This is a genomic window from Exiguobacterium sp. s125 (assembly GCF_018618605.1).
In the GTDB taxonomy this organism is placed as follows: domain Bacteria; phylum Bacillota; class Bacilli; order Exiguobacteriales; family Exiguobacteriaceae; genus Exiguobacterium_A; species Exiguobacterium_A oxidotolerans.
Window position 1 is genome coordinate 100,124 of record NZ_JACSMI010000002.1, and the last position, 13,688, is coordinate 113,811.

16 protein-coding genes are annotated in these 13,688 nt (G+C 47.2%); 15 read left to right on the plus strand and 1 reads right to left on the minus strand.

Going from position 1 to position 13,688, the window contains the following annotated elements:
* Window positions 1-3 precede the first annotated feature (3 nt).
* The 3 genes from KNQ05_RS08180 to KNQ05_RS08190 all read left to right on the plus strand — a co-directional run bounded on the left by KNQ05_RS08180 (window position 4) and on the right by KNQ05_RS08190 (window position 4,679).
* Window positions 4-1,035, plus strand: coding sequence for a LacI family DNA-binding transcriptional regulator (locus tag KNQ05_RS08180; protein WP_088836505.1), 1,032 nt, complete (start codon window positions 4-6; stop codon window positions 1,033-1,035).
* Window positions 1,036-1,290: 255 nt separating this feature from the next.
* Window positions 1,291-3,591 carry a glycoside hydrolase family 65 protein gene (locus KNQ05_RS08185; RefSeq protein ID WP_088836506.1) on the plus strand — a complete coding sequence of 767 codons (2,301 nt, stop codon included), beginning with the start codon at window positions 1,291-1,293 and terminating at the stop codon, window positions 3,589-3,591.
* A 236-nt stretch (window positions 3,592-3,827) separates the two neighbouring features.
* Window positions 3,828-4,679 carry a YitT family protein gene (locus tag KNQ05_RS08190; RefSeq protein WP_029332877.1) on the plus strand — a complete coding sequence of 284 codons (852 nt, stop codon included), beginning with the start codon at window positions 3,828-3,830 and terminating at the stop codon, window positions 4,677-4,679.
* 63 nt (window positions 4,680-4,742) lie between these two features.
* Here the strand turns inward: KNQ05_RS08190 and KNQ05_RS08195 are convergent, their stop codons facing one another.
* Window positions 4,743-5,552 carry a Cof-type HAD-IIB family hydrolase gene (locus KNQ05_RS08195; RefSeq protein ID WP_088836507.1) on the minus strand — a complete coding sequence of 270 codons (810 nt, stop codon included), beginning with the start codon at window positions 5,550-5,552 and terminating at the stop codon, window positions 4,743-4,745.
* Between the two features lie 196 nt (window positions 5,553-5,748).
* Here KNQ05_RS08195 and KNQ05_RS08200 point away from each other — a divergent pair, with 196 nt between their 5' ends.
* The 12 genes from KNQ05_RS08200 to KNQ05_RS08255 all read left to right on the plus strand — a co-directional run bounded on the left by KNQ05_RS08200 (window position 5,749) and on the right by KNQ05_RS08255 (window position 13,685).
* Entirely contained in the window at window positions 5,749-5,943 is a 195-nt protein-coding gene (locus KNQ05_RS08200) for a YjzD family protein (RefSeq protein WP_012369663.1), read from the plus strand.
* Between the two features lie 69 nt (window positions 5,944-6,012).
* Window positions 6,013-7,146: a beta-aspartyl-peptidase gene (gene iadA, locus KNQ05_RS08205; RefSeq protein ID WP_088836509.1), complete on the plus strand. Its 1,134-nt coding sequence runs from the start codon at window positions 6,013-6,015 to the stop codon at window positions 7,144-7,146.
* Window positions 7,147-7,159: 13 nt separating this feature from the next.
* Window positions 7,160-7,651, plus strand: a complete 492-nt coding sequence (locus KNQ05_RS08210) for a thioredoxin family protein (protein ID WP_029332880.1) — start codon at window positions 7,160-7,162, stop codon at window positions 7,649-7,651.
* Complete coding sequence (locus KNQ05_RS08215) at window positions 7,644-8,423, plus strand: phosphatidylserine decarboxylase (protein ID WP_214805124.1); 780 nt, start codon at window positions 7,644-7,646, stop codon at window positions 8,421-8,423. The genes KNQ05_RS08210 and KNQ05_RS08215 overlap by 8 nt, the downstream gene beginning before the upstream one ends.
* Window positions 8,424-8,566: 143 nt before the next feature.
* Complete coding sequence (locus tag KNQ05_RS08220) at window positions 8,567-9,151, plus strand: YqeG family HAD IIIA-type phosphatase (protein ID WP_088836511.1); 585 nt, start codon at window positions 8,567-8,569, stop codon at window positions 9,149-9,151.
* A gap of 141 nt (window positions 9,152-9,292) precedes the next feature.
* On the plus strand, window positions 9,293-10,402 hold the full coding sequence (gene yqeH, locus KNQ05_RS08225) for a ribosome biogenesis GTPase YqeH (RefSeq protein WP_029332883.1): 1,110 nt from the start codon (window positions 9,293-9,295) through the stop codon (window positions 10,400-10,402).
* Window positions 10,402-11,187 (plus strand): shikimate dehydrogenase, encoded by a 786-nt coding sequence (gene aroE / locus KNQ05_RS08230; protein WP_214805126.1) that lies wholly within the window; start codon window positions 10,402-10,404, stop codon window positions 11,185-11,187. The genes yqeH and aroE overlap by 1 nt, the downstream gene beginning before the upstream one ends.
* Before the next feature lies 1 nt (window position 11,188).
* Window positions 11,189-11,482: a ribosome assembly RNA-binding protein YhbY gene (yhbY, locus tag KNQ05_RS08235; RefSeq protein ID WP_088836513.1), complete on the plus strand. Its 294-nt coding sequence runs from the start codon at window positions 11,189-11,191 to the stop codon at window positions 11,480-11,482.
* Entirely contained in the window at window positions 11,479-12,048 is a 570-nt protein-coding gene (locus tag KNQ05_RS08240; protein WP_088836514.1) for a nicotinate-nucleotide adenylyltransferase, read from the plus strand. The genes yhbY and KNQ05_RS08240 overlap by 4 nt, the downstream gene beginning before the upstream one ends.
* On the plus strand, window positions 12,038-12,613 hold the full coding sequence (yqeK, locus tag KNQ05_RS08245) for a bis(5'-nucleosyl)-tetraphosphatase (symmetrical) YqeK (protein ID WP_088836515.1): 576 nt from the start codon (window positions 12,038-12,040) through the stop codon (window positions 12,611-12,613). Before KNQ05_RS08240 ends, yqeK begins: the two co-directional genes overlap by 11 nt.
* Window positions 12,610-12,957: a ribosome silencing factor gene (rsfS, locus tag KNQ05_RS08250; RefSeq protein ID WP_029332888.1), complete on the plus strand. Its 348-nt coding sequence runs from the start codon at window positions 12,610-12,612 to the stop codon at window positions 12,955-12,957. Before yqeK ends, rsfS begins: the two co-directional genes overlap by 4 nt.
* Window positions 12,957-13,685 (plus strand): class I SAM-dependent DNA methyltransferase, encoded by a 729-nt coding sequence (locus KNQ05_RS08255; RefSeq protein WP_088836516.1) that lies wholly within the window; start codon window positions 12,957-12,959, stop codon window positions 13,683-13,685. The genes rsfS and KNQ05_RS08255 overlap by 1 nt, the downstream gene beginning before the upstream one ends.
* Window positions 13,686-13,688: the final 3 nt, after the last annotated feature.

Genomic DNA, 13,688 nt, shown 5'->3' on the forward strand with positions numbered 1-13,688 from the left:
GGGATGCAAGTCACAATTAAAGACGTCGCTAGGGAAGCGAACGTCGCACCATCGACGGTCTCACGTGTCATCGCGAATAGTCCGCGAATCAGTCAAAAAACAAAAGAACGTGTTCGACAAGCAATGGAAGATCTCGGTTATTATCCGAACGTCCATGCTCGGAGTTTAGCGAACCGGACGACGCAAGCAATTGGTCTCGTCATGCCGAGCGCAGCGACGAAAACACTTCAAAACCCATTCTTTTCAGAAGTCATCCGTGGAATCAGTACGAAAGCGCATCAAAACGGGTACTCGCTTTATATGACGACAGGCGTGTCGGAAGAAGAAGTATATGAGGGCGTCGTCTCGATGGTTCAGGGCCGTCGCGTCGACGGAGTTGTCGTTTTATATTCAAGAACCGATGATAAAGTCGTACAATTTCTTCAAGAATCGAAGTTTCCCTTCGTCGTCGTCGGGAAACCGTTCAGTGACTCATCGCAAGTCACGTATGTCGATACGGATAATTACCTTGCCGGTCGTGAAGTGACAAAGTATTTGCATCAGCTCGGACATGAATGTATTGCCTTCGTTGGCGGGTCACAAGACTTAGCGGTCACGCAAGAACGCGTCGGTGGGTATAAAACGGCTTTAATGGAAGAGGGTCTTCCGGTCGAGGATAACTATATCGTCAGTGCACCATTCATGACGACTGGTGGGGCTGACGCCGTTAAACGATTGATGTCACTCGATCATCCGCCGACTGCCGTCGTCGTCAGTGATGATATGATGGCGCTCGGCGTCATGAGTACGTTGAATGAGATGGGGATTAGTGTCCCGGACCAAATGGCGGTCGTCAGCTTCAATAACCTGTTCATCGCTGAGTTTTCGAGTCCGCCATTGACCTCGGTCGAAATCAACATCTTTGGTCTAGGATTTGAAGCGACGAATTGTTTGATTGAACAAATCAATGAAGATGCGACGCCGTATGGTAAACGTGTCATCGTCCCGCATTACCTCGTCGTTCGTCAGTCTTGCGGGGGTCCAAAAAACGAATGAAAACCAGTGACTTCATCTCGCCCGGAACGGGGCTCGAGATGAAGTTTTTTTTATGCTATGAACAAAAAAACACAAAGAAACTAAAGTGGAAAGTAAGTTATTAGGAACGGTTTCACAAAAAGAAATTTATTTTCGTGCAAACGATTGCATTAAGCTGTTTTATGTGTAAAATAAAGAATGTACAGAAACGTTGAAACGCTTACAAATGACGATGAAAACGTTCGAAATCGGCAATGATAAAAGGAGCGACTGATGATGAAACGATTATTTGATATGAATGAATGGAAAATTATAGAGCAGGGGTTCCATCCTGAGGATAACCGTCTCGCCGAATCGATGACTTCGATTGGGAATGGCCATATGGGGATGCGTGGTAATTTCGAGGAAGATTACTCAGGCGATACACACCAAGGAATGTATGTGGCAGGTGTCTATTATCCGGATAAAACACGTGTCGGCTGGTGGAAAAATGGCTATCCCGAGTACTTCGCAAAAGTATTGAACGCAGTCAATATCATGGGTATCCGTGTTTCGATCAATGGTAAGAATGTCGATTTGAATGAGTGGGAAGTCGTCGATTTTAAGCGTGAACTTGATATGCAACATGGTGTTTTGACACGAACGATGTTACTTAAGAATGGCGTCGAAGAGACGAAGATTGAATCGACGCGATTCTTCTCAATCGTGACAAAAGAAATCGCAGCACTCCGTTATACGGTCACACCGATCAACTTTGAAGCGGAAATCATCATCGAGTCGTATCTTGATGCGGATGTCGAGAACGAGGACTCGAACTACGATGAAAAATTTTGGCTCCCGGTCGAACATGGGACGGAAGAGCGTTTCGGATATGTCACGTCAAAAACAAAAAAACTCGATTGGCACGTAACGGCGGCGATGATTACAGATGTTGAAGGCGCATTTTGTGAAGTCGTTGAAGGGACGTCACAATACGTGGCGAACCGCTTTACGAAACAAGTCGAACCAGGTGAAGCGGCGACGGTAGAGAAAGTAGTCGCGCTCGTGACAAACCGTGATTATGAAGTCGAACATTTACTGGAGCAGGCAATGAAGCGTGTCAATGAAGCGTTCGAACTGGGATTCGATACCGTCCTCGCACAGCATGAGGCCGCTTGGTTGAAGCACTGGGAAGAAGCAGACGTTAAAATCGAAGGTGACGTCGAAGCGCAACAAGGGATTCGCTTCAACATCTTCCACATGTTCCAAACCTACACAGGAGAAGACTCCCGGTTGAACATCGGACCAAAAGGATTCACCGGCGAAAAATATGGTGGCGCGACCTACTGGGATACGGAAGCGTATTGTCTCAACTTCTACCTTGCGACATCAAAACCTGACGTCGCGTGGAACTTGTTGAAATACCGTCATAATCAATTGCCGCAAGCAAAAGAGAATGCAGACAAGAACGTCGGTATGAAAGGTGCACTCTATCCGATGGTCACGATGAACGGGGAAGAGTGTCACAACGAGTGGGAAATCACCCATGAAGAAATTCACCGGAACGGCGCGATTGCGCATGCGATTTATAACTATACGAACTATACAGGGGATACGTCATATCTCGGACAATACGGGTTTGAAGTCCTTGTCGAAATTGCGCGGTACTGGGCGAGCCGTGTCAACTATGTCCCGCAAAAAGACGTCTACATGATCCTCGGTGTGACAGGACCGAATGAATATGAAAATAACGTCAACAATAACTGGTATACGAACTTGATGGCAGCATGGTGCCTTGAATACGCGCAAACCGTCCATCGTCATTTAGCGGACAACGAGCCGGACCGTCTCGCCGAGTTGATGCATCAATTAACATTGACGGATGAAGAGCTTGCGCAGTGGGCCGACATCGATCAAAAAATGTATTATCCAAAAGATGAGACGGAGCCGGCAGTTTTCATGCAACAAGACGGCTTCATGGATAAAGAACAAATCATGGTTGCTGATCTTGATCCGAAACACTTGCCACTCAATCAAAACTGGTCGTGGGATCGTGTCCTCCGGTCTGTATTCATTAAACAAGCAGACGTCTTGCAAGGCCTTTACTTCTTGACGGATCGTTTCTCGATTGAGCAAAAGAAAGCGAACTTCGACTTCTATGAACCACGTACGGTGCATGAATCGTCGCTCTCACCTTGTATCTATTCCATCATTGCCGCTGAAGTCGGATATGAAGAAAAGGCGGTTGAATTGTATCAACGTTCTGCACGCCTCGATCTGGATAACTACAACAATGATACGGAAGATGGTCTTCACATCACGTCAATGGTCGGATCATGGATGTCGATCGTGCATGGTTTTGCCGGACTCCGTGTTCAAGAAGGAGTATTATCCTTCAATCCGATGTTACCGCAAGGCTGGACGAGTTATTCGTTCCGGATGCAGTGGCGCGGTCATCATATCCATATTCACGTCAAACAAAATGAAATCTCGATTGAGCAATCTGTAGGTGAAGCATTCTCGTTGAAACTCCATAATCAAGTCGTTGACGTACCAGCTGAAGGTAGCGTCACGGTTCCTTCTTCAATGACGGTCTAAAAATTAGAACGAATCAGGTGTATATGATTGACACAAAACCGGACGATTTTCGAAATTCTTGATGAATCTCGAAAATCGTCCGGTTTTTCGAGTTGTTTTCGTTCAGTCATCGCGCGGACACATGAGAGCGCTACCAAAAAAAGAAATCAATTTCTTTCGCATTCTTGACTATCCGCTGTCATTTGTTATGTGCTAAAGTGTTCCAAGATAGTTCAAGCAGGAGAGGAGAACGAGGTGTGACAGCAGTTGTGAAGGAAAATATTTTAAAGGTAATGGTCGCTTCGATTGGTGGGTTCGTCATTGCGGTCGCAATGAACTGGTTCTTGATTCCAAGTGGCGTTTATTCGACAGGGTTTACGGGGCTTGCCCAAATCCTGACTCAGGTTTTACAGGACACGGCATTTGCGTTCGGTGAGAACGTTTGGTTTTTAGCCCTTAATATTCCATTGATTATATTGGCGTGGATTATGCTCGGTCGTAGCTTTACAATCATTACGCTGATTTCTGTTTTAGCGACAACGATCTTTATCGGTTTGATTCCACAATATGCTGTCATTCCGGGTGACCAAACATTAAACGCAGTGTTTGGTGGTGTCTTGCTTGCGATTGGAACGGGGATTACGATTAAATTTGGTGCGTCGACCGGTGGCTTCGATATCGTCGCCTTGATTTTTGCCCGGTTCTCGGACCGAAGTGTCGGTCTTTATTTATTCGTTTTGAATTTTTTGATTGCAATCCTTGCCGGCGCATTGTTCGGTTGGTCGACAGCTCTCTATACGATTGTCTTTATCTACGTGACGTCGAAAGTGGTCGATGAGATTCATACGAGCAATCAGCGCCTGACAATCTTCATCATCACGAACCATGCCGACGATATCACGATGGCACTGCACCAACATATCATTCGTGGAATCACACAGATGCCGTCGATCGGAACGTATTCACGGGCCGAGAAATCGACGCTGATGATGGTCATCGAACGACATGAACTGCGGGATATCGAACGGATTTGCCGTGACGCGGATGAAACCGTCTTTATCAATGTCGTACCAACCGATTCAGTCGTTGGTTACTTCCGAAAAGGATAGAACAAAAAACGCATCCTCTTGAGTAACGACATTTGTCGGTCAAGGAGATGCGTTTTTTTATCATCAAGCGAGTCCGAGGACATGCTTCAAGTAATAGGCGATGCCATCGTCTTCATTTCGTTTTGTCGTCCCGTTCGCAAGTAATTTGAGTGGTCCGATCGCATTGCCCATCGCGACACCGTGTCCCGCATACTCAATCATTTCTAAATCGTTTTCTTCGTCACCAAAGGCAACGATTTGTTTCTGTTCAATTCCGAGATGTCGTGCGATTTGCTCAAGACCAATCGCTTTGCTCGTTCCTTTACGCATGACTTCGACCATATACTCGGGCTTGATCCACTGACGGTTCAAGACGGTCTCGGCATGAACATGCGACAGCTCTGACCGGATTTCGTTAACGTGCTCACCCTTGGCATGAATCAACAGCGAGGTCGGTTCATGTTGGAGCAGCCTCCGCAAATCACCGGTCGTCACGGACAGGGCATGATCGGTATAAAATTCGTAAATCCCGACCGGATCACGTTGGAAATAGACATGATCGGTCACTTCACAGACGATGTTTTGTGTTTTCGTATCAGCAACGGACTCGAGAATATGTTGCACGGTTTTTAACGGAATCGGATGATGACTGACTTGAAAGTGGGGATCATTCGGATGATGAACGAAACCTCCGTTGAAATTAACGATTGGTGTCGTTAAACCAAGTTCTTCATAGTAGCGTTTCGCGTGGCGAAACGGACGACCTGTCGCGATGACGACTTCATGACCATTTTCACGCGCTTTGTGCAGTGCGGCAATATTTGCAGGACTGATTGTCTTGTCGTCTTTTAAGAGTGTACCGTCGAGGTCGACGGCAATAAGATGACGTTTCATACATTCACCAACTTCGCTTTAGATTCTTTCCTCATTACTTTAGCATATGGACCGGTAGAAAACAGGGAAGTGACTGTTTTGAGCAAAAAGAAAAACGCTTAAAAAAATCCGATTAAAGCTGTCGGATGATTTAAAAAATGATATACTACGAGACGTAGGACTAATAAAAGTAAGCTATGGAAATGGAGGGGAAAGAATGCGTTTTCTCGTTACATTCTTTTGGTCGTTCTTACTCGTGAACACAGCTGTGTTCATCGTATCAGCGGTCGATGCAGTTACGTATAACTTTGGATTTGCGACAGCGATGTCAGTCGTGACGTCACTTGTTGTCTTCGCACTTGATGCAGTCAACGAAGATCTTGGTCTTGGTCAAGGGACAAAGGCAGAATAACTTGAAAGCGAGGTATCGTCACTGGGCGATATGCTCGCTTTTTATCGTTTATAGTGAGGGGGAAGAGGCTTGATTTTAATTAAACAAGCACTTGTTAACGAGATCCCGACGGATGTACTTGTCGGAGGTGGAACGATTCTAGGAATCGGGACATATAATATCGATCAGGATTTGCTTGAACAAACGATTGACGGTACGGGGAAGCGACTCGTTCCAGGATTGATCGATGGTCATGTTCATCCGATTGGCGGAGGTGGGGAAGGCGGATTTGCTTCTCGGACGGCTCCGTTAGTCGCTAGTGATTTCTTGACGGGTGGTGTGACGACGGTCGTCGGATTACTTGGCACGGATGGTTGGACCCGGACCGGGATTGATTTACTGGCACACGTCCGCGGGTTTGCACGACACGGAATTCGACCTTTTCTGTTAACGGGCAGCTACGCTGTCCCGCCCGTTTCGATTACGGATACGATTGGTCGTGATATCGTCCTTATCAATGAAGTCATCGGACTCGGCGAGATTGCGATCAATGATCATCGTTCGACTCAACCGACTGTTCAGGAGCTGACGCGACTCACAGCTGAGGCGCGCATCGCCGGGATGGTCAAAGGGGTCAATGGAACGATGAACGTCCATATTGGAGACGGGAAACTAGCGTTACATCTCCTCGAAGAAGTCGTCCGGACGTCGGATGTACCGATCGAACAATTTTTACCGACACATATCAATCGAAGTGAACGGATTTTTGAAGCCGGTCTTGCTTGGGCGAAACAAGGGGGACGGATTGATTTTACGACCTGTACGACAAAAGCCTTCATCGAAGAAGGCGAGGTGCCGGCTGGACTTGCGCTGAAACGGGCACTTGAAGCAGGGATTCCCTTACGGCAGATCACGATGTCGAGTGACGCCGGTGCGAGTCTGCCGGCGTTCGATGCGGCAGGTAAACTTCTACGAATGGAATCAGGAAAGCCGACCTCGATGTTGCAAGCGGTCGAGGAAGCGGTTCGTCATGGGGTAGCGTTTACGGACGCCATTCAGACGGTCACACGAAACGTTGCCGAAGCTTACGGGATTTCTGGAGGGACAATCAAACCGGGTGAACGTGCCGACCTGTTACTGATTAGTGACGCTTTTGAAATCGATACGATTCTAGCGGGTGGTCATGCTATAATGATTCAGAAAAAATGGCTTATGCCAAAATGATGGAGGGATCGATTTGTCGAAAAAGTCTACGCGCGTGAAGCCGTCGAAAAAGTCGCAATCAAAAGCGAATTGGATAACGGCCGGCGTCATCGCATTGATCGTCATACTGGGAGCAACATTGCTGCTCTTCATGGATAATGAAGATTCAGCAACGAAAGATGGAAATCTAACAGCGAGTCAAGTCGCTGAAAAATTAAAGTCAGGTGACGAATTCTATACGTACTTCTATCAGACAGGGTGCGTCCACTGTGAAAAAGTAAAACCGTACTTAGTACCGCTCGGCGAGCAACAGGATATTCCGTTTGAACAGATTGATCTTGCTGTCGAACAGTCGGCGTGGGATACATTCGGTATCGAAGGAACACCAACTGTCGTCCACTTCAAAGATGGGAAAGAAGTAAGCCGTGTCGCAGGCGAACAGACAGAAGAAAGCTATAAGGAATTCTTCGCAGGTAAGGATATTGAGGATTCAAAAGAAGAATCATCGGGTGATTTAAATGATTAAAAAATGGTTTTTTAAAAATCTATTCGAATTAAATGGACGCCCGTTCGTCGCACATCAATTGCGGCGCTTTGCGATGAGCGAGTGGAGTCGACCGTTGATTAAACCATTCATTAAGTTGTATGAGCTACAGATGCACGAAGCGAGTCAGCCGGTCGACGCGTACCCGACTCTACATGAGTTGTTCGTCCGTCACTTAAAAGAAGAAGTCCGACCGATTACGCAAGCTGAGCACGCATTCGTCAGTCCGTGCGACGGTGTTTTATCTGTCGTCGACGACTTGACGGAAGAGAGTCGCTTCACGGTCAAAGGACAAACGTATTCAGTCGCGGAATTGATTGGTTCACACCATGAAGCGGCAACGTACGTTGGTGGCCGTGTCCTGATTTTTTATCTCAGCCCACAAAATTATCATCGCGTTCATGTTCCAATCGATGGGACAGTTCGGACGAGTTATACGCTCGGGCGGGATTCTGCACCGGTCAATGATCTTGGATTGGCTTACGGAACGCGACCGCTGACACGAAACTATCGACGGGTGACGCGAATCGTCCAAGGTGCACATGCGCTTGAACACGTCATGGTCGGAGCGTTGAACGTTAACACGATTGTCCAAACGAATCATGCACGTGACATTCGTCGTGGCGACGAGTTCGGGTATTTTTCATTCGGTTCGACGGTCGTTTTAATTGCTCCAAAAGGTGCGCTTGATTTAGAAGATGATGTAACTGGTCCTGTCTTGATGGGACAAGCACTTGGTATTTGGAATTCATGAAAGCAAAAGCGCCCTTCAAGTGAAAGGGCGTTTTCTTTTGTGCATCGCTCTACGCCATTGATTGTGCTATAATCGAACGATAAGAACATAACTGTTTCTTAAACTTAACTATAGAGCTAGACCATTATCTGGAGGTTTTATTCTTGTTCAAACGACTTTATCCGAAACATTTCGTCGCATCCATTTATGATATCGATTTAGAGATGTTAAAACGAAACGGTGTCAAAGCAATTTTGACGGATCTTGATAACACGCTTGTTGCATGGGATATTGCCGATGCTCCAGACGAATTGGTGTCATGGCTGGATATGGTGAATAATCAATACGGATTTGACGTCATCATCGTCTCGAATAATAACGGCGATCGTGTCAAAAAGTTCGCGGATCCACTCGGACTTCACTATATTGCACCTGCCCGAAAACCATTACCAATCGGTTTCAAACGAGCATTAACGGAATTCGGTTACCATGCAAAAGAAGTTGTATTTCTTGGGGATCAGCTGTTTACTGATGTGCTAGGAGCAAATTCCGTAGGCATTGAAGTCATTCACGTCCAACCCGTCGTTAAAACAGACGGTGTCGTCACTAAATTCAATCGCTTGATGGAACGTCTCGTCTTCCGTCGCATGAAACGTAAAGGCATCTATAAATTGACGCAACGTGTCAAAGAAGAGTCTGAAACGGAAAAGCGGCAGATCGAGTCACTGCGTCAAGATAAGCAACAATGACCCTGTCATACCGGTAGATGAAAGGATAGGCAGTAGTCGCAACATGTACGGCAATAGGTCGGAAGTTACGCTCTTGGAGTAGCGTGCAGGGTGCTACGTTGAATAGAGAAGGGAAAGTTCCCGATGCGGCTCAACACACATATGAACGAAGAAATTCATTGCGCCGGCTGTGGTGTCGAGATTCAAACAGAGGATCCGAAAGCACCAGGTTATGCGCCTAAATCTGCACTTGACCGTGAAATGGTCATTTGCCAACGTTGTTTTAAACTGAAACACTACAACCAAATTCAAGACGTTGCATTGACGGACGATGATTTTGTCAAAATTTTAGACGGAATCGGTCAAAAAGATGCACTCGTCGTTAAAATCGTTGATATTTTTGATTTCAACGGAAGTTGGTTACCAGGATTACACCGCTTCGTCGGAAAAAATGATGTCCTGCTTGTCGGGAATAAGGCAGATTTGTTGCCGAAATCACTTAATCCGAATCGTTTGATGAACTGGATGCGCCAAACATCGAAGGAACTGGGCTTACGTCCGGTAGATGTTCACTTGATTAGTGCGAAAAAAGGGCATGGCGTCGATGAATTAGCCGAGAAGATTGACTACTATCGTAAAGGGCGCGACGTTTACGTCGTCGGCTGTACGAACGTCGGGAAATCAACGCTCATCAACCAAGTCATTAAACGTTTTGGTGAAGAAGAAGAGGCCGTCATCACCGTCAGTCACTTCCCAGGAACGACACTCGATTTGATCGACATTCCGCTAGATGACAACTGTAACCTGTACGACACGCCAGGAATCATCAATCATCATCAGATGGCGCACTATGTCGATGCGCGCGACTTGAAATTGATTACGCCGAAAAAAGAAATCAAACCACAAGTCTTCCAAATCCACCCGCAACAAACGTTATTCTTTGGTGGTTTAGCACGCCTTGACTACATGGAAGGGAACAAACGTTCATTCGTCATCTATATGTCAAATGAACTCAAGGTTCACCGGACGAAGTTAGATAAGGCGGACGATCTTTATGCAAATCATAATGGAGAGTTATTATCGCCTCCGAATGAAAAAACGCTTGAGATGTTACCACCGCTCGTCCGTCATGAGTTCAGCTTACGTGACAACATGAAAACAGATATCGTCTTCAGTGGACTCGGTTGGGTTGCAGTTCACGGAAAAGGTGGACGAGTAGCTGCCTACGCGCCTAAAGGTGTTGCTGTTTCCTTACGTGAGGCGCTCGTCTGATGCGTTTCGCTGTCATCGGTCATCCGATTGCCCATTCACTTTCACCCGTGCTGCACGAGGCATGGCTGGAAGCGGCTGGGCTTTTCGGCTGTTATAGTATGATAGATGTCGAAGCAGACGATTTAGAGCAGGTCGTCCGGCAATTACGGATGCGCGAGCTCGACGGGATTAACGTCACGATTCCCTATAAGACGGCAATCATCCCGTTTCTTGATCGACTCGAGCCTTCTGCTGAAAAAGCAGGGGCGGTCAATACGGTCTATTTTGACGGGACGGAACTGGTCGGTGCGAATACGGACGGGACGGGATTCGTTCGTGCCTTGTCCGCAAGACAATCGTCAGAAAACATTCTTGTGATTGGCGCGGGCGGGGCGGCGCGAGGAATCGTCGCAGCGCTCGACGGGACTGTCACACTCATGAACCGGACGAATCAACGCGCGCGCGCGCTTGCCGCTGACTTTCAGGCGCAGGCAATCGACTGGTCGGAGTCACCAGATTTAACGCCGTATGACACAATCATCAATACGACATCGGTCGGTATGATGCCACGCATCGAAGCAACACCAATCGTATTGACCGAGACGACGGCACTGATTTGTGATATTATTTATCGACCGACTCCGACGCAACTACTACGTGACGCCTCGGCTCGAGGACTCGCGACACTAGACGGCGTCCCGATGTTCGTTTTACAAGCGGCTGAAGCATTTGAACGCTTCACCGGTCATGCACCTGATCTTACGCTTGGTGAGCAGGTGATTCGAAAGCAATTGGAGGAATATTGATATGTTAACAGGTAAACAAAAACGATTTTTACGTGCGACAGCACATGATTTAAGCCCGATTTTCCAAGTAGGGAAAAATGGCGTTGGAGAAGCGATGTGTGCGGATTTGATCGATGCACTCGAAAAACGTGAATTATTGAAAGTCCAAGTTTTGCAGAACTGTGCCGACACACCAAAAGACGTAGCGGCTGAACTCGTCGACGGAACAAATGCTGAACTCGTTCAAGTCATCGGTAAAGTTGTTGTTCTCTACAAAGAATCGAAAGAGAATAAAACGTTACAATTACCACGATGAAGATTGGTTTGATGGGCGGAACGTTTGACCCGCCCCACATCGGTCATTTATTGATAGCGGAACAAGCAAAGGAACAACTGCATCTTGATGCGGTTTGGTTTTTACCTGCGAACGTCCCTCCGCATAAAGCGGCGAACGTGACGAGTGCTGCGCAACGGTTGAAGCTCGTTGAAGCCGCTGTCCAGGCAAACGATGCGTTTTCCGTCTCGACGATTGAGTTCGAGCGTCAGGAAAAATCGTATACGCTTGAGACGGTTCTCGAATTGAAAAAACGGTATCCGACAGACGAGTTCGTGTTTCTACTCGGGGCAGACTCGCTTGCGAGCCTTGATACATGGTATCAAGCAGACCGCCTGTTTGAGGCAGTTCAATTCGGAGCGGTCGCACGTCCAGGCAGTCGTTATTTGATTCCGGCAGGTGCGCAGGTGACAGCAGTCGACTTACCGTCGCTTGAAGTGTCTTCGACGGACATTCGAAAACGTGTCGCCCGCGGTAAAAGTATCCGTTACCTTGTTCCTGAAGCTGTCCGACAACTAATCGAGGAGTGGGAATTGTATGTTACTTGAAGAAGCAGACGATATCATTAAACAAACACTCCCGCATAAGCGTTATATGCATACGCTTGGAGTTGTTGAAACAGCTCGTCAACTCGCACGGCGAAACGGTGTCGACGAGGAAACGGCAGCGTTCGCTGCGATGCTGCACGATTATGCGAAGTATCGGGACACCGAAGAAATGCGGACGCTCGCTCGCGAACTCGGACAGCTCGAGTTGCTCGATTATGACGATGAGCTCTTGCACGCGCCAATCGGCGCAGAACTCGTCAAACGTGAACTTGGCGTCAAAGATACGGTGATTTACCAAGCGATCGCGAATCATACGACCGGTGCTCCGGATATGCCATTGCTCGATCAAGTGATTTTCGTCGCCGATGCGATTGAGCCGAATCGTACGTATCCAGGCGTTGAAACATTACGTGAAATTGCAGACGCCGATTTAACGGACGCCGTCATCGCGACGCTTGCGCATACCATCCAATTTTTATGTAACAAACAAACAGTGATTTTTCCGTTGACGATTGAAACGTATAATGCATTCGTCACGGCTAAACGAAAGGGGACCGTCCTATGACAGTCGAACAAGAATTAAAATTAATCGTAAATGCAATTGATGATAAACGGGCAGAAGATATCATCGTTTTAGATATGAAAAACATCTCACCAATCGCAGATTATTTCGTGATTTGTGAAGGTGGATCAGAAAAGCAAGTTCAAGCGATCGCACGTGAAGTGAAAGAAGTTGCGCATAAAAATGAACTTCCGATCAAACGTCTCGAAGGACTTGACGCAGCGCGTTGGGTACTCGCCGATCTTGAAAATGTTGTCGTCCATGTCTTCCACCGTGATGACCGTGACTACTACAACCTTGAAAAACTCTGGTCAGACGCACCTAAAGTAGAAGTCGAGATCGACTGATGGCGTACGAACAGTTTGCATACGTCTATGACGAGTTGATGCAAGATGTTCCCTACGACGAATGGGTCGCCTGGGTATCGCAATACGTCGAAGCAAACAGTACGATTGCTGACGTCGGTTGTGGGACAGGAACGGCGACGTTGTTACTCGCTGAGCATTACCGCGTGACAGGTATCGATCTATCGGAAGAGATGCTTGAAATTGCACAAGAAAAAGCGATGGGACAACAGCAAAAAATCGATTTTTGGTGTCAAGACATGCGCGAAATCGAATTGCCTGCTCCAGTCGACGCACTGACGATTTTGTGTGACTCGCTCAACTACCTGAAGACAGAAGCGGATGTGCAACAGACGTTCGAACATGCGGCACGGACGTTAAAAGAAGGCGGGAAGTTGTTGTTTGATGTGCATTCCCCGTATAAGATGGAAACACTCTTTAACGGGAAAACATATGCGACACACGCCGAACAAAGTTCTTATATTTGGTTTGCCGATCCCGGAGAAGCACCACTGTCCGTCGTCCACGAATTGACGTTCTTCATCGAAGACGAAGATGGACGTTATGACCGTGTTGACGAGACACATCATCAACGGACGTATCCGCCGGAACAATACGTGACGTGGCTTCGTGAAGCCGGATTCCGGACGCTCGCCGTAACAGGTGATTTCACGAGTGATGCACCAACACCGACGGCCGAACGAATTTTCTTTGTAGCTGAAAAAATATAATGG